General features: G+C 73.0%; 15 protein-coding genes and 1 pseudogene. 2 read left to right on the top strand and 14 right to left on the bottom strand.

What is annotated here, in order from left to right:
• Positions 1–88: 88 nt before the first annotated feature.
• The 4 genes from whiA to uvrC are packed head-to-tail and all read right to left on the bottom strand — an operon-like array spanning position 89 to position 4,898.
• Positions 89–1,078 (bottom strand): DNA-binding protein WhiA, encoded by a 990-nt coding sequence (gene whiA, locus L2C96_RS36650; RefSeq protein WP_020422333.1) that lies wholly within the window; start codon positions 1,076–1,078, stop codon positions 89–91.
• A gap of 9 nt (positions 1,079–1,087) precedes the next feature.
• Complete coding sequence (locus tag L2C96_RS36645) at positions 1,088–2,053, bottom strand: gluconeogenesis factor YvcK family protein (protein ID WP_237339450.1); 966 nt, start codon at positions 2,051–2,053, stop codon at positions 1,088–1,090.
• Positions 2,054–2,061: 8 nt separating this feature from the next.
• Complete coding sequence (rapZ, locus tag L2C96_RS36640; RefSeq protein ID WP_051079538.1) at positions 2,062–2,919, bottom strand: RNase adapter RapZ; 858 nt, start codon at positions 2,917–2,919, stop codon at positions 2,062–2,064.
• A gap of 35 nt (positions 2,920–2,954) precedes the next feature.
• Positions 2,955–4,898: an excinuclease ABC subunit UvrC gene (uvrC, locus tag L2C96_RS36635; protein ID WP_237339446.1), complete on the bottom strand. Its 1,944-nt coding sequence runs from the start codon at positions 4,896–4,898 to the stop codon at positions 2,955–2,957.
• Between the two features lie 90 nt (positions 4,899–4,988).
• Between uvrC and L2C96_RS36630 the strand changes: the two genes are divergently transcribed.
• Complete coding sequence (locus tag L2C96_RS36630; protein ID WP_237339445.1) at positions 4,989–5,765, top strand: exodeoxyribonuclease III; 777 nt, start codon at positions 4,989–4,991, stop codon at positions 5,763–5,765.
• Between the two features lie 152 nt (positions 5,766–5,917).
• Here L2C96_RS36630 and L2C96_RS36625 read toward each other — a convergent pair whose 3' ends face one another.
• From L2C96_RS36625 to ggt, 9 genes are all read right to left on the bottom strand, one after another.
• Positions 5,918–6,382: a PH domain-containing protein gene (locus L2C96_RS36625; RefSeq protein ID WP_020422337.1), complete on the bottom strand. Its 465-nt coding sequence runs from the start codon at positions 6,380–6,382 to the stop codon at positions 5,918–5,920.
• On the bottom strand, positions 6,379–6,885 hold the full coding sequence (gene ribH / locus L2C96_RS36620; protein WP_020422338.1) for a 6,7-dimethyl-8-ribityllumazine synthase: 507 nt from the start codon (positions 6,883–6,885) through the stop codon (positions 6,379–6,381). Before ribH ends, L2C96_RS36625 begins: the two co-directional genes overlap by 4 nt.
• On the bottom strand, positions 6,882–8,159 hold the full coding sequence (locus L2C96_RS36615) for a bifunctional 3,4-dihydroxy-2-butanone-4-phosphate synthase/GTP cyclohydrolase II (protein ID WP_020422339.1): 1,278 nt from the start codon (positions 8,157–8,159) through the stop codon (positions 6,882–6,884). Before L2C96_RS36615 ends, ribH begins: the two co-directional genes overlap by 4 nt.
• A gap of 29 nt (positions 8,160–8,188) precedes the next feature.
• On the bottom strand, positions 8,189–8,824 hold the full coding sequence (locus L2C96_RS36610) for a riboflavin synthase (RefSeq protein WP_020422340.1): 636 nt from the start codon (positions 8,822–8,824) through the stop codon (positions 8,189–8,191).
• A 23-nt stretch (positions 8,825–8,847) separates the two neighbouring features.
• Positions 8,848–9,537 (bottom strand): ribulose-phosphate 3-epimerase, encoded by a 690-nt coding sequence (gene rpe / locus L2C96_RS36605; protein WP_020422341.1) that lies wholly within the window; start codon positions 9,535–9,537, stop codon positions 8,848–8,850.
• A gap of 44 nt (positions 9,538–9,581) precedes the next feature.
• Entirely contained in the window at positions 9,582–10,091 is a 510-nt protein-coding gene (locus tag L2C96_RS36600) for a flavoprotein (protein WP_020422342.1), read from the bottom strand.
• Complete coding sequence (locus L2C96_RS36595) at positions 10,088–11,503, bottom strand: RsmB/NOP family class I SAM-dependent RNA methyltransferase (RefSeq protein WP_027936502.1); 1,416 nt, start codon at positions 11,501–11,503, stop codon at positions 10,088–10,090. The genes L2C96_RS36600 and L2C96_RS36595 overlap by 4 nt, the downstream gene beginning before the upstream one ends.
• Positions 11,500–12,426: a methionyl-tRNA formyltransferase gene (gene fmt / locus L2C96_RS36590; protein WP_020422344.1), complete on the bottom strand. Its 927-nt coding sequence runs from the start codon at positions 12,424–12,426 to the stop codon at positions 11,500–11,502. Before fmt ends, L2C96_RS36595 begins: the two co-directional genes overlap by 4 nt.
• A gap of 118 nt (positions 12,427–12,544) precedes the next feature.
• The gene (gene ggt / locus L2C96_RS36585) at positions 12,545–14,320 is read right to left on the bottom strand and encodes a gamma-glutamyltransferase (RefSeq protein WP_237339444.1); all 1,776 of its coding nucleotides are present in this window, start codon (positions 14,318–14,320) and stop codon (positions 12,545–12,547) included.
• Between the two features lie 51 nt (positions 14,321–14,371).
• Between ggt and L2C96_RS36580 the strand changes: the two genes are divergently transcribed.
• Positions 14,372–14,908 (top strand): hypothetical protein, encoded by a 537-nt coding sequence (locus tag L2C96_RS36580; RefSeq protein WP_237339443.1) that lies wholly within the window; start codon positions 14,372–14,374, stop codon positions 14,906–14,908.
• A gap of 16 nt (positions 14,909–14,924) precedes the next feature.
• Here the strand turns inward: L2C96_RS36580 and L2C96_RS36575 are convergent.
• A pseudogene (locus L2C96_RS36575) lies at positions 14,925–15,305 on the bottom strand (transposase family protein); the annotation flags it as partial.
• Positions 15,306–15,327 lie beyond the last annotated feature (22 nt).

Raw genomic sequence — 15,327 nt, 5'->3', positions numbered from 1 at the left:
CGGCCCTGGCTCAAGGTGATCGTTGCGTGTCAGGCGACGGGATGACCACCCAGCTCCGGTTGGGTTCAAAGATTGGCGCTGGGCGCCGTTAAACGCTTTCCTCTTCGAGCATTTCCGGGGTCACGGCGCTTTCGGTGTCGGGGATGTTCAGTTCCTTCGCCCGCTTGTCGGCCATGGCGAGCAGGCGCCTGATGCGGCCGGCCACCGCGTCCTTCGTCATCGGGGGGTCGGCCAGCTGGCCCAGCTCCTCCAGCGACGCCTGCCGGTTCTCCAGCCGCAACCGTCCGGCGGCGAGCAGGTGTTCGGGTGCGGTGTCGGCCAGGATGTCCAGCGCTCGCTCCACCCTGGCGGCCGCCGCGACCGCTGCTCGTGCGCTGCGCCGCAGGTTGGCGTCGTCGAAGTTGGCCAGGCGGTTGGCCGTCGCCCGGACCTCGCGGCGCATCCGGCGCTCTTCCCACTGCAGGACGCTCGCGTGGGCGCCCAAGCGGGTCAGCAGGGCGCCGATGGCGTCGCCGTCGCGGACCACCACCCGGTCGGCTCCCCGCACCTCCCTCGACTTCGCCTGGATGCCCATCCGCCGGGCGGCCCCCACGAGCGCCAGCGCCGCCTCCGGGCCGGGGCAGGTGACCTCCAGCGAAGACGACCGGCCGGGCTCGGTCAGCGAACCGTGCGCCAGGAACGCGCCCCGCCACGCGGCCTCGGCGTCGGCGATCCCGCCGGACACCACCGCGGCGGGCAGGCCCCGCACCGGGCGGCCCCGCTGGTCGATCAGGCCGGTCTGCCGCGCCAGGCTTTCGCCGTCCTGAACCACCCGGACGATGTACCTCGTCGTCTTCCGCAGCCCGCCCGCGGACAGCACGTGCACGTCCGAGTGGTGGCCGTACAGCTCGTGGATCTCCTTGCGCAGGCGCCGCGCGACCGAACCCGTGTCGAGCTCGGCCTCCACCACCACCCGTCCCCCCACGATGTGCAAGCCCCCGGCGAAGCGCAGCATCGACGCGACTTCGGACCGGCGCGGCCCGATCTTCGTGATCTGCAGCCTGCTGAGCTCGTCCTTCACGGCGGCGGTCATCGCCATGGCCCCTCCCTACCCTTTCCGGCCCTCGGTCCCGCTGAGACCGAGAGCTTCCCGCACACAGCTCGCCAGCGCATCCGGATCGTGCACACCCTCGCGACCAGGGTCCGCCACGTCCGCCAGAAGCGCCTTGGCCCCCAGTCCCGCCGCCGCGTCCCGCAGGCGGGCCGGTGCCGGCACCGAATCCCGGTCGGCGATCACCGCGTCCACCCGCAGCCCGGGCGCGTGCTGGAAGAGTACGTCCAAGTGCCGTTCGGGTGAGAACCCCGCCGTCTCACCCGGCTGAGGGACGAGGTTCAGGACCACGATCTTCGTCGCCTCGGTGCGCAGCAGCGCGTCGTGCAGGCCGGGCACCATCAGGTGCGGGATGACGCTCGAAAACCACGATCCCGGCCCCAGGAACACCGCCTCGGCGTCCAGCACGGCCTGCACCGCCTCGTCGCACGCGGTGGGCACACCGCCGGGCCGCTTCGGCGTGCGCAGCGTGATCCGCTCCACCCGGCCCGGCGTGCTCGCCACCGCGACCTGGCCGCGGATGCGGCGCAGCGTCCCGTCGTCGTCGAGGCCGGACACCTCCGCCTCGATCTCCAGCGGCTCCGGCGACATCGGCAGCACCCGGCCGGACACCCCCAGCAGCCGCCGCGCCTCGTCCAGCGCGGCCACCGGATCGCCCAGCACCTCGAACAACCCGGCCAGCACCAGGTTGCCGACCGCGTGCCCGGTGAGGGCGCCGCTGCCGCCGAAGCGGTGCTGGAACACCTCCGCCCACAGCGACTCGCCCTTCTCGGCGACCGCCAGCGCGGCCAAGGCCTGCCGCAGGTCCCCCGGCGGCAGCAGACCCAGCTCACGCCGCAGCCTGCCCGACGAACCACCGTCGTCGGCGACCGTGACCACCGCGGTCACGTCCGGGGTCAGCCGCCGCAACGCGGTCAGCGTCGCGTGCAGCCCGTGACCACCACCCAGCGCGACGGCGCGCAACGTCGGAGTCACTCGCGTCCCAGGTCCCGGTGGATGACCTTCACCGCCATACCGTCCTCATTGGACAGCAGCCGGGACAGCTCCTCGGAGATCGCGACACTCCGGTGCTTCCCGCCGGTGCAGCCCACCGCCAGCGTCAGGTACCGCTTGCCCTCGCGCCGGTAGCCGGCGCCGATCAGGCGCAGCAGCTGGTGGTAGCGGTCGAGGAACTCCTCGGCGCCCTCCTGCGACAGCACGTAATTGCGCACCTCCGCGTCCAGCCCGGTGTGGTCGCGCAGCTCCGGGATCCAGAACGGGTTCGGCAGGAACCGCACGTCCATCACCAGGTCGGCGTCCATCGGCAGGCCGTACTTGTAGCCGAAGGACAGCACGGTGACCCGCGTCTGCGTCGCCGACTCGGTGCCGAACGCGTCCTCGATCTTGGCGCGTAGGTCGTGCACCGACAGCGCGGAGGTCTCCAGCACCAGGTCGGCCTCCTCGCGCAGCGGCGCGAGCATCTGCCGTTCGGCGGTGATGCCGTCGATCAGGCGGCCGTCGCCCTGCAGCGGGTGGCCGCGGCGCACCTGCTCGAACCGGCGCACCAGCACCGCGTCCGTGGCCTCCAGGAACAGCACCCGCGGCTTGTAGCCGCGCGCGTCGAGGTCCTTGATGATGGAGGACAGGTCGTCGGTGAACGCGCGCGAGCGCACGTCCATCACGACGGCCACCTTCGTGATCGCGCCGCGGGCCTGCGCCCCCAGCTCGACCATGGTCGCGATCAGCTCGGGCGGCAGGTTGTCCACCACGAACCAGCCCAGATCCTCCAGGCACTTCGCGGCCGTGCTGCGGCCGGCGCCGGACAGGCCGGTCACCACCGCGACCTCCATGCCGGTGCCCCGGTCCTCGGCCATCGTCTCTCCCGTCACTGCTTCTCCGACTCCCCTTGCGAGGCCAACGCCGCGAAGATCGCCTCGGCCGTGCGCTTCCCCACGCCAGGCACCTGCGCGATCTCGTCCACCCCTGCTTCCTTCAGCCGCTTCACCGAGCCGAAGTGCTTGATCAGCGCGGCCCGCCGCGCCTGCCCCAGCCCCGGCACACCGTCCAAAGCGGACACCTGAACGCGCTTGGCGCGCTTCTGCCGGTGGTAGGCGATGGCGAACCGGTGGGCCTCGTCCCGCACCCGCTGCAGCAGGTACAGGGCCTCGGAGGTGCGCGGCAGGATCACCGGGTCGGGGTCGCCGGGCAGCCACACCTCCTCCAGCCGCTTCGCCAGGCCGACCACGGCGATGTCGGTGATGCCCATCTCCGCCAGCACGTCCGCCGCCGCCGTCGCCTGCGGGCCCGCGCCGTCGACCACGAGCAGGTTCGGCGGGTACGCGAACTTGCGCGGCCGCCCGGTCTCCGGGTCGATGCCCGGCTTCTCGCCCGCCAGGCCCTCCTGGGTTTCGGTCTGGTAGCGAGCGAACCGCCGCCGCACGACCTCGGCAATGGAGGCGACATCCCCCTCGGTGGCGGCCTCCCGCAGCGCGAACCGCCGGTACTCCGACTTGCGCGCCACGCCGTCCTCGAACACCACCAGCGACGCCACCACGTCGGTGCCCTGCGTGTGGCTGATGTCGACGCACTCGATGCGCAGCGGCGCGCTGTCCAGGCCGAGGTGCTCCTGCAGCTCGGCCAGCGCGGCCGAGCGCGCGGTCAGGTCGCCCGCGCGGCGCAGCTTGTGCTGCTGGAACGCCTCCTGCGCGTTGCGCTCCACCGTCTCGGCGAGCGCGCGCTTGTCGCCGCGCTGCGGCACCCGCAGCTGCACCCGCGAGCCGCGCAGCCCGGACAGCCACTCGGTCATCGCCTCGGCGTCCTCGGGCAGCTCCGGCACCAGCACCTCGCGCGGCACCGGCGTGCCCAGGTCGGTGCCCTGCTCGGCCAGCTCGACCTGCTCGCCGTAGAACTGGGTGAGGAACTGCTCGACCAGCTCGGGCACGCCCATCTCGTCGGCCTTGTCGATCACCCAGCCGCGCTGGCCGCGCACCCGGCCGCCGCGTACGTGGAAGACCTGGACCGCGGCCTCCAGCTCGTCGTGGGCGAAGGCGACCAGGTCGGCGTCCGTGCCGTCGCCGAGCACGACGGCCTGCTTCTCCATCGCCCGCCGCAGCGCGCCGATGTCGTCACGCAGGCGGGCGGCCTTCTCGAACTCCAGGTTCTCGGCCGCCTCGGCCATGTCCCGCTCCAGCTTGCGCACCATCGCGTCGGTGCGGCCGGAGAGGAAGTCGCAGAAGTCTTCCACGATGTCCCGGTGCTCCTCGGCGCTGACGCGGCCCACGCACGGGGCGGAGCACTTGTCGATGTAGCCGAGCAGGCACGGGCGGCCGATCTGGCCGTGGCGGCGGAACACGCCGTTGGAGCAGGTGCGCGCCGGGAACACGCGCAGCAGCAGGTCGAGCGTCTCGCGGATCGCCCACGCGTGGGCGTACGGGCCGAAGTACCGGACGCCCTTCTTGCGCGGGCCGCGGTAGACGTGCAGCCGCGGGAACTCCTCGTGCAGGGTCACCGCCAGCACGGGGTAGGACTTGTCGTCGCGGTAGCGGACGTTGAACCGCGGGTCGAACTCCTTGATCCAGTTGTACTCGAGCTGGAGTGCCTCGACCTCGGTGGAGACCACGGTCCACTCGACGCTGGCCGCGGTGGTCACCATCTGCCGGGTGCGCGGGTGCAGCCCGGACAGGTCGGCGAAGTAGGAGTTCAGCCGGCTGCGCAGGCTCTTGGCCTTGCCGACGTAGATGACCCGCTTGGTCGCGTCGCGGAACTTGTAGACGCCGGGCTCTTCCGGGATGCTCCCCGGCGAGGGACGGTAGGTGGACGGGTCAGCCACGCCCTCCAGCCTATGGCTCGGGTGTGACAGTCCGACGCACCCCTCCCGCCGCGTGCGGCCGGGCCGGGCGGGTATGCGATTCTCGGGATCATGCGCATCGCCACCTGGAACGTCAACTCCGTCACCGCGCGGCTGCCGAAGCTGCTGTCCTGGCTCGAGACCGCCCAGCCGGACGTGGTGTGCCTGCAGGAGCTGAAGTGCGCCACGGAGGCGTTCCCGGCCGAGGTGGCCGCGGCGGGCTACGAGGTGGCGGCGTACGGGACCGGCCGGTGGAACGGCGTGGCGATCCTGTCCCGGGTGGGGCTGGCGGACGTGCGGCGCGGGCTGGACGGCGAACCGACGTTCGACGACGTCTCCGAGCCGCGCGCGATCGGCGCGACGTGCGGCGGGGTGCGGGTGTGGTCGGTGTACGTGCCCAACGGGCGGGAGGTGGCGCACCCGCACTACGCGTACAAGCTGCAGTGGTTGTCGGCGCTGCGGGCGACGGTCGCGGCCGAGGCGGCGGAGGACCGGCCGTTCGCCGTGCTGGGCGACTTCAACATCGCGCCCACCGACGCCGACGTCTGGGACATCACGTTGTTCGACGGCATGACCCACGTGACCGAGGCGGAGCGGGCGGCGCTGGCGGCGCTGCGCGAGGCGGGCCTGGAGGAGGTCCTGCCGCGCGCCCTGAAGTACGACACGCCCTACACGTACTGGGACTACCGGCAGCTGGCGTTCCCGAAGAACAACGGGATGCGGATCGACCTCGTCTTCGGATCGGCGAAGTTCACGGGCGCGGTGAGCGACGCGTACGTGGACCGGGAGGCGCGCAAGGGCAAGGGCACGTCGGACCACGCGCCGGTGGTGGTGGACCTGACGGTCTGACCCGCGCCGCGCGGGGCGCGAACGTGGAGTTCACGCTCCTGAACGTGGAACTCGTCGTCCCGAACGTGGGACTCGCCGGCGCCACGCGAGTCCCACGCTCACGCGCTCGAGTTCTGCGCTCGGGCGGTCCGGGCAGGGGTGGACGGGCGAGCTCAGTCCTGCGCGGCCCAGGCTTCCTTGTGCAGCCGGCGCAGCGTGCGCACCGCCTCGACCGCGCGGTCCCGGTCGACCGCCTGGATCGCCAGCATCGCGTAGTACTCGTCCTCCGGCAGCTCCAGCCGGGCGAACGAGGCGCCGTCGGGGAAGCTCACCGACAGCACCTCCAGCCAGGTGAACCGGCGCCCCACCAGCACGTTGCGCACCTGCACGCCCGAGGCGTCCGCCCGCACCCTGGGCGTCGCGAACAGCATCGTCGCCCCGGCGAGCAGCAGTCCGATGAACACCATGGCGATCTGGTCGGACCGCTGGAAGATCACGCCGGTGTCCGAGCCGCGCAGCAGGATCGCCACGACCACGAACACCGCCAGCAGCACGACCGCCAGCACCGCCGACATCCACGTCGCCCGGTGCGGCCGGAACACCACGGCCTCCGACTTCTCCGCCACGGCTGCGCTCACACGAACTTCCGATCGGTCCACGGCTGCCGCAGCGACCGCAGCACGTGCGCCGCGTCCAGCGCCGCCTGCGTGGCCTCGCGGCCCTTGTCCTCCTTCGACCCGGGCAGCCCGGACCGGTCCAGCGCCTGCTGCTCGGTGTCGCAGGTCAGCACCCCGTTGCCGACGGGCGTGCCCTCGTCCAGCGCGACCCGCGTCAGGCCGGCCGTCACCGCGTCGCACACGTACTCGAAGTGCGGCGTGCCGCCGCGGATGACCACGCCGAGCGCGACCACCGCGTCGTGCGTGCGGGCCAGCGCCTGCGCCACCACCGGCAGCTCCACCGCGCCGGCGACGCGCACCACCGTCGGCTCCTCCGACAGCTTCGCCTCGCGCACGGCCTTCAGCGCGTTCTCCAGCAGGGCGTCGGTGATCTTCGCGTGCCACCGCGTGGCCACGATGCCCAGCCGCAGGTTCTCGCACTCGCTCAGGTCGAGCTCGACGTCCGGCCTGCCCTCACCACTCACTGCGAAGCACCGTTCCCGTTCCGTGCCTCCAGGTCGGCGCCGACCTGGTCGAACTCCTCCAGGTTGGACAGGTCGTGGCCCATCCGGTCCCGCTTCGTGCGCAGGTAACGCAGGTTCTCCGGGTTCGGCGAGATCGGCAGCGGCACCCGGCCGGTGACCTTCAGGCCGTAGCCCTCCAGGCCGATCCGCTTCGCCGGGTTGTTCGTCAGCAGCCGCATCGACCGCACACCCAGGTCGCACAGGATCTGCGCGCCCGTGCCGTAGTCGCGGGCGTCCGCGGGCACCCCGAGCGCCAGGTTCGCGTCCACCGTGTCCGCGCCGAGGTCCTGCAGCTGGTAGGCCTGCAGCTTGTGCAGCAGCCCGATGCCACGGCCTTCGTGGCCGCGGATGTAGAGCACGACACCCCGGCCCTCGTCGGCCACGATCCGCAGCGCCGCGTCCAGCTGCGGGCCGCAGTCGCAGCGCAGCGAACCGAACACGTCGCCGGTGAGGCACTCCGAGTGCACCCGCACCAGGATGTCCTCGCCGTCGCCGATCTCGCCGTACACGAACGCGACGTGCTCGATGCCGTCCAGCAGGCTGTCGTAACCGACGGCGCGGAACACGCCGGCCTCGAGCGGGATGCGCGCCTCGGCCACCCGCTCGACCTGCTTCTCGTGGCGGCGCCGGTAGGCGATCAGGTCGGCGATCGTGATGATCTGCAGGTCGTGGTCGGAGGCGAACACCTCCAGCTCGTCCCGGCGCGCCATGTCCCCCTCGTCCTTCTGGGAGACGATCTCGCACAGCACGCCCGACGGGTGCAGCCCGGCCATGCGGGCCAGGTCGACGGAGGCCTCGGTGTGCCCGGGGCGGCGCAGCACGCCGCCCTCCTTGGCGCGCAGCGGGACCACGTGCCCCGGCCTGCGGAAGTCGCTGGCCTGCGACTTCGGGTCCGCGAGCAGCCGGATCGTGTGCGCCCGGTCGGAGGCGGAGATGCCGGTGGTGATGCCCTCGGCCGCGTCCACCGTGACCGTGTACGCGGTGCCGCGCTGGTCCTGGTTCGTGTGGTACATCGGCGGGAGGTCCAGCCGGTTGCAGTCCTCCTCGGTGAGCGCCACGCAGACGTAGCCCGAGGTGTAGCGCACCATGAAGGCGAGCAGCTCCGGCGTCGCCTTCTCGGCGGCGAAGATCAGGTCGCCCTCGTTCTCGCGGTCCTCGTCGTCGACGACGACCACCGGCCGCCCGGCGGCGATGTCCGCGATCGCCTTCTCGATGCCGGCGACGTCGACCGGCACCCCCGCCCCGCACGGTGTTGCTGCGCTGCTCACGCGTCCTCCTTCGAGCCTGCCCCGGCTCCAGTGTGCTCCGTGCGGCCGGGCAGATGGGGCGTCGCGAGCTTCTCCACGTACTTGGCGAGCACGTCGACCTCGAGGTTCACCGGATCACCCGGCTCGGCACGGCCGAGGGTGGTCAGTTCCAGTGTCGTCGGAATCAGCGCCACGGAGAACTCGTCGTTCGTCACACTCGCCACGGTGAGCGAGATGCCGTCGACCGCGATCGAGCCCTTCTCCACGACGTAGCGGGACAGCCCCTCCGGCAGCGCGAACCGGGTCAGCCCGTCCGGATCGCGGGACAGGAACACCCCCGTGCCGTCGACGTGGCCCTGCATGATGTGCCCGCCGAGCCGGTCCCCGACCGCGGTCGCGCGCTCCAGGTTCACCCGGTCACCGACGGCGATCCGGGCCAGCCGGGACCGCTGCAACGTTTCGTGCACCACGTCGACGGTGAACTCGGCGCCGAACACGTCGACGACGGTCAGGCACACCCCGCTGACGGCGATCGAGTCGCCGTGCTTGGCGTCGGAGGTCACCACGGGCCCGCGCACGGTGAGCCGCGCGGCGTTGGGAACCTGCTCGACGGCGGTGATCTCGCCGAGCTCCTCCACAATCCCGGTGAACACTGGCGCGCCCCTCCTTGTCGGTGTCAGTGTGCCGCGCCTGCGCGGGCGGCACGTTCGCGCAGGGCCGCGACGGCCTTGCCGGGGTCTTCCGCACCGTAGACGGCGGAGCCGGCGACGAAGCAGTCCACGCCGGCCTCGGCGGCCTGCTCGATCGTGTCGGCATTGATGCCGCCGTCGATCTCCACGACCAGCTTGAGGTGGCCGGTGTCGACGAGGCGGCGCGCGGTGCGGACCTTCTCCAGCACGTCCGGGATGAACGACTGGCCGCCGAAGCCCGGCTCGACCGACATCACCAGCAGCGTGTCGTAGTGCTTGAGGGTCTCGACGTGGTCCTCCAGCGGGGTGCCCGGCTTGATGGACAGCCCGGCCTTGGCGCCCGCGGCACGCAGGTTCTTCGCCAGCATCACCGGGTCGGCGGCGGCCTCGACGTGCACGGTGACGTTGTAGGCGCCGGCCTCGGCGTAACCGATGGCCCAGCGGTCCGGGTCCTCGATCATCAGGTGGCAGTCCAGCGGGATGTCCGTGGCCGTCAACAGCGACTGCACGACCGGCAGGCCCAGCGTCAGGTTGGGCACGAAGTGGTTGTCCATGACGTCCACGTGGACCCAGTCGGCCCTGGTGTCGCCGGCACCGGCGACGGCGTGGATCTCCTCGCCCAGACGGGCGAAGTCGGCGGACAGGATGCTGGGCGCGATGAGAGGTCGGTGGGCCACGGTTACGGAGTGTAGATCGTGCGTCCGCGCGCCCGTGGCCCCACTCATCCTGTGGACGCGGGCAGCAGGTCCAGGATCTCCGACCAGGGCTTGCCGTACTCCAGCCGCCGCACCCGCACGCCCGCCTCGGCGAGGGTGTCCAGGTGCCGCCGCCAGGCCGGGTGCCGGAACCGGGCGTCCTGCACCTGGTATCCGACGATGATCGTGACGGCCGGGTCGCCGAGCACGTCACCCAGGACGGTGAGGGCCTGGTTGTCGGCGATGCCCAGCGCGAGTTTGGCGACCGAGTTGGCCGACGCCGGCGCGAACAGGAAGACCGGCGGGTCCGGGTGCGGGCGCGGCTCGCCGGGCAGCCGCGAGGCGGCGCGGACCGGCAGGTCGGTCAGCGCGGCCAGCGGCTCGAGTTCACCGGCCGCGTCCAGCCAGCGGTGCGCGGTCGGCGTGAGCGTGATCGCGAGCCGGTGGCCGCGGGCGGCGGCGGGCGCGGCCAGCTCGGCGCGGAACCGGGTGTCCAGTCCCCCGCACGAGCTGCCGATCAGGCCGAGGACGGTCACGGCTTGCGCAGCACGGCGCAGAACATCGCGTCCGTGCCGTGCCGGTGCGGCCACAGCTGCACGTACGGCCCGTCGCCGAGCTGGGGCACGCCGGGGAAGAACTCGCGCGCGTCCAGCACCTCGGCCTTGCTGCGGCGGGCGATCTCGCCGACGACGCCCTCGGTCTCGGCCAGGTGCGGCGAGCAGACGACGTAGGCCACCACGCCGCCGGAGCGGGTGAGGTCCAGCGCCGAGGTGAGCAGCTCGCCCTGCAGCCTGGTCAGGTCCGGCACGTCGGAGGGCTTGCGCCGCCACCGCGCCTCGGGGCGGCGGCGCAGCGCGCCCAGGCCGCTGCACGGCGCGTCGACCAGGACGCGGTCGAAGCCGGGTTCCAGGCCGGGGTCGCGGCCGTCGGCGACGTGCACGGTGACCGGCAGGCCCTCGGTCGCCTGCTCGACGAGCTTCGCGCGGTGCGGAGCCTGCTCGACGGCGTCCACGTGCGCGCCCTGGGTCGCGGCGAGCGCGCCGAGCATCCCGGCCTTGCCGCCGGGGCCCGCGCACAGGTCGAGCCAGCGCTCGTCGGCGCCCTCCAGAGGCACCCGGGTGAGCGCGACCGCGCACAGCTGGCTGCCCTCGTCCTGCACCACCGCGAGGCGTTCCCGGATCGGCTCCGAGTCGCCGGGGTCGCCCGCGCCCGGGGGCAGGTGCACGCCGTAGGGCGAGTACGGGGCGACGTCGCCTCCGGTGATGGCGGCCAGCTCGTCGGCGCTGATCTCACCGGGCCGGGCGGCCAGGTGGACGGCGGGCCGGGCGTCGTCGGCCTCCAGCGCCGCCTGCAGGTCGTCGCCCTTGTCGCCGAGCGCCTCGGCGAACGCGCGCGCCACCCACCGCGGGTGGGCGGTGCGCATCGCGAGGTGACCGATCGGGTCCTTGTCGCGGTCCGGGGTCAGCTCCGCCATCCACGCGTCCTCGTCCTTCTCCGAGACGCTGCGCAGGACGGCGTTGACGAACCCGGCGACGTGCGAGCCGGCGTCGGCGCGGGCCAGGTCGACGGTCGAGGTGACCGCGGCGTGCTCCGGGATGCGGGTGCGCAGCAGCTGGTAGGCGCCGAGGCGGAGGCAGTCCAGGACCGGTCCGTCGACCTTGTCCAGCGGGCGGTCCAGGCACGCGGCGAGGATCGCGTCGAGCGTGCCCTGGGCGCGGGAGGCGCCGTAGGCGAGCTCGGTGGCCAGCGCGGCGTCCCGGCCGGACAGCCGGTTGCGGCGCAGCATGTCGGGCAGCACGAGGTTGGCGTAGGCGTCGCGCTGGCGGACGGCGCGCAGCACCTCCAGCGCGACGCGGCGCGCCGGGTCCTCGGCCGGTGGGCGGCGGGGGCCCTGTTTGCGGGGCGCCGGTCGGCCGCGCTGGGGCCGGGCAGGCCTGCGCTCGTTCATGACAGCCGTTCTCCTTGCTCGATGCGGGTGCCGCGGGCCCAATCGGTGGCCGCCATGCGTTTCTTGCCCTGCGCCTGGACCTCGCCCAGCCGCACCGGTTTCGTCGCCGTGCCCGCCAGGACGCGCTTGCGCTCGACGCGCAGCTCGCCGGGCGCCAGCGGGGGCTCGTCGACGATCGTGACCGGGCCGAGCTTGAAGCGTTCGCCGCGGAACTCGGTCCACGCGCCCGGATCCGGCGTGACCGAGCGGATCACGCGGTCGACCGCGGTGGCCGGGTCGGTGAACGTGACGCGCGCGTCCTCGACGCTGACCTTCGGGGCGTAGGTGACGCCGTCGGCGGGCTGGGGCACCGCCTGGACCTCGCCGTCCTCGATGCCGTCCAATGTGGACGCAAGGAGGCGGGCGCCGGAGACCGCGAGGCGGTCCAGGAGCGCGCCCGCGGTGTCGTCGCCGGCGATCTTCTCGGTGACCACGCCGAAGACCGGGCCCGCGTCGAGTTCCTTGACGATGCGGAAGGTGGACGCGCCGGTGATCTCGTCGCCGGCGCGGATGGCGGCCTGCACCGGCGCCGCGCCGCGCCACGCGGGCAGCAGCGAGAAGTGCAGGTTGATCCAGCCGTGCCGCGGGATGTCGAGGGTGCGCTGCGGCAGGAGCGCCCCGTAGGCGACGACGGGGCACGCGTCCGGGGCGAGTTCGGTCAGGCGCCGCAGGAAGTCCGGGTCGCCGGCCTTGGGCGGGGTGAGGACCTCGATGCCGTGTTCGTCGGCGAGGGCGCCGACGGGTGAGCGCAGCAGCTTGCGGCCCCGGCCCGCGGGCGCGTCGGGCCGCGTGACGACGGCGACGACCTCGTGCCGCGGCGAGTCGAGGAGCGCGCGCAGCGACGGCACGGCGGGTTCGGGGGTACCGGCGAAGACGAGGCGCATCAACGCACCTCGGCGACGGGTGTGGAGTGGGTGGGCATCGGAGCCAGTCTAGTGACCGGCCCCGGCGCCCCGCCCGGCCGGATCAGGGCGTCCGGCCCGGCGGGGGCGAGATCCGCGATCAGGGCGCGGGGTGCACCACCTGCGCCGCTCCCCCGCCTCGGCGCACCGGCTCGGCCGCGGCCAGCCACCGGCCGTCCGGGAGGCGCTCCACGCCCGTCGCGGCGCCGATCTCGGCCGGCGTCGACGAGAAGAGCTGGCCCCGTGCCCGCAGGTCGGAGGCCTCCCGCAGCGCGAGGAACGCCGGTTCGACCTGGGCGGGCCCGGAGTTGCGCTGCGAGGCCCGCGGCGCGGCGATCGCCTCCTCCAGCGACAGCCCGCGGTCCAGCCGGCCGAGCAGCACCTGCAGCACCGTCGTGATGATCGACGCGCCACCGGGCGAACCAGTGGCGAGCAGCGGCTTGCCGTGCTCCAGGATGATCGTCGGCGCCATGGACGACCGCGGGCGCTTGCCCGGGCCGGGCAGGTTCGGGTCGGGCACGCCCGGGGTGACCGGGGTGAACGAGAAGTCGGTCAGCTCGTTGTTGAGCAGGAAACCGCGGCCGGGCACCACGATGCCGCTGCCGCCCTCCTGCTCGATCGTCAGCGTGTAGGCGACCACGTTGCCCCACCGGTCGGCGACGGTCAGGTGGGTGGTGTTCTCGCCCTCGTACGGGGTCGGCGCCGCGGTCCCGGCCGCGCACGGCTGCGGGTGGCGCGGGTCCCCGGCGGCGACGGTGCCCTCCGCCGCGCGGGACGGGTCGATCAGGCACGCGCGGCTGTCCGCGAACCGCTGGCTGAGCAGCTCCCGCGCGGGCACGTCGACGAACGCCGGGTCGCCGATCCACCGGTTGCGGTCGGCGAACGCGAGACGGCTCGCTTCCAGGAAGTGGTGCAGGTAGTCGGCCTCGCCGAACCGGGCGATGTCGAAGTTCTCCAGGATGTTCAGCGCCTCGCCCACGGTCAGCCCGCCGGAGGACGGCGCGGGCATGCCGTAGACGTCGAGGCCCCGGTAGCGCGTGCGGGTGGGTTCGCGCTCCACCGTGCGGTAGGCGGCGATGTCGTCGGTGGTCAGCTTGCCGGGCCGGACGTTGAGCCCGGCGGCCGGATCGACCGGCGGCTGCTGCACGGTCGCCGCGATCTCCTCGGCGATCGGGCCGCGGTAGAGCGCGCGCACGCCCTGGCGCGCCAGCGTTTCGTAGGTCGCGGCCAGGTCCGGGTTGGCGAACGTGCTGCCGACCGCGGGCGGCGCGCCCCCGGGCAGGTACAGCTCGCGGGTGCTCGGGAACGCCGAGAACCGCTGCGCGTTGTTGGCGATCTGCGTGTGGAAGGTCTGGTCCACGGTGAAGCCGTCGCGGGCCAGGCGGGCGGCGGGGCGCAGCACCTGGTTCAGCGACCGGGTGCCCCACTTGCGCAGCGCGTCCTGCCAGGTGGCCGGCGTGCCGGGCACGCCGACGGACAGGCCGCTGGTGACGGCCTCGGCGAACGGGATCGGCTGCCCGTTTTCGACGAAGAGGTTTTCGTCGGCGCTGGCGGGCGCGGTCTCGCGGCCGTCGAGGGTGTGGACCTGGCGGGTGCGGGCGTCGTAGTAGACGAAGAACCCGCCGCCGCCGATGCCGGCGGAGAAGGGGTCGGTGACGCCGAGGGCCGCGGCGGTGGCGACGGCCGCGTCCACCGCGTTGCCGCCTTCGGCCAGCACCCTGGTGCCGATCGCGGTGGCGTCGGCGTCGATGCTGGCGACCGCGCCGCCGAACCCGGTGGCGACCGGCTGTTTCGGTGGGGCCTCTTCGGCGTACGCGACGCCGGGGGCGAGCAGGACCGCACTGACGAGAACCGCGAAAGCACGCAGAGTCCGCATTTTCCGCAGTCTGCCCGGTTCCGCGCCCGCGCTCAACCGGAGCAGGGCAGGATGATCACCGTGTCCAGGATCAGCGCCGGCGAAGCGATCGGCTCCCTCATCGCGATCGTGTTCGGCCTCGTGTTCGTGCTCGTCAACAGCGGCGGGCTCGCCGCGCCGTGGCCGCTGGTGCTCCGGATCGCCGCCGCGGTGGTGGCGGTGGCGTTGTTCGCGCTGCTGGCGCGGCGCGGGAAGCCGGTGGGCGGCGCGGGCACGACGTTCTTCGGCCGGCACCGGTTCTGGCTGATCGTCGCGGCCGAGGTGGTGGCGCTGTTCGGCGGGTTGTTCGTGATCAACGGCGTGCTCGGGCACGGCGAAGCGGGTGTCGCGTGGATCGCCGTGGTGGTCGGGGTGCACTTCGTCGCGATGGGGCGGGCGTTCCGGCTCGCCCGGTTCGTGACGCTGGGCGGGGCCATGACGGTGCTCGGGGTGGCCGGGTTCGTGCTCGCCGCCGTGAGCGCGAGCGCGGCGGTGATCGGCCTGGTGGCGGGTGTGCTGTCCGGCTTCGCGTTGTTCGCCGCGGCCGGTCACGCGCTCGCCCCTAGATGAGTAATTCCGATCTTGGTTAGTGGTCGTAGGCGATCAGGGATCGGGTGGTGGGTTGGCGGTGGCGGTGGTTGTGCCGGATGGCGGCGGTGAGCGCGAGGAGGCGTTGTGCGATGCGGGCGGCGACTCCTTCGATGGTGCGACCGCCGTGCAGCTCGAGCTCGAGTTGGCCTTTGAGGGTGGCGGACCGGTTTGAGCAGGTGCTGGGCCGGGTGCGGGGTGCGGTTGCGGTAGACGGTCGCAGCAGTCGCACTCCGCGGTCGGTCAGGTAGGTGTCCAGTTCTCGGGAGACGTAGCCCTTGTCGGCCAGGATGAGCAGTCCTGGCCGGTCGTGCAGCAGGGCGCGGTCGGCGTCCAGCACGGCCATCAGCACCTGGCGCTCGTCGATTTTGGGGGTGGCCTGCCGACACGGGCGGGCTTAC

It is taken from the genome of Amycolatopsis tucumanensis (assembly GCF_021654135.1).
GTDB classification, from domain to species: Bacteria; Actinomycetota; Actinomycetes; order Mycobacteriales; family Pseudonocardiaceae; genus Amycolatopsis_E; species Amycolatopsis_E tucumanensis.
This window is presented reverse-complemented; position numbering and strand designations above follow the sequence as displayed.